Source organism: Monashia sp. HAY1-2A, from assembly GCF_056755315.1.
Genome location: NZ_JBNDHY010000386.1, coordinates 1 through 277, shown reverse-complemented (window position 1 = coordinate 277; position 277 = coordinate 1). Strand labels below are relative to the sequence as shown.

Genomic DNA, 277 nt, shown 5'->3' with positions numbered 1-277 from the left:
CTCCTGCAGCGCCAGTGTGACGTCCTTGCCGGACATCACCTCAACCGGGTCCGTCTTGGCCAGGGTCGGGTACTGGAGGCCTTGGCCAGGAATCCACATCACCGCCGTGGCCGACTGGCCGTCCATATCCGTGACGGTGTACGGGATCAATTGCTCCTGCGGGACCAGAGTCACCACCACGTTGCCGGCGGTACCTACCCGTGCGTTCGGATTTCCGTCCGGGAGCGAAATGGTGAGGTCCTCGGCCACACCGTCGGGATCGGAGTCGTTCTTCAAC

Annotated in this window: 1 protein-coding gene; it reads right to left on the bottom strand. The window is 63.5% G+C overall.

Going from position 1 to position 277, the window contains the following annotated elements; translation table 11 throughout:
- Positions 1-277 (bottom strand): hypothetical protein (locus tag ACPYOM_RS22415; RefSeq protein WP_481347651.1); only part of this gene is annotated, 277 nt, incomplete at both ends.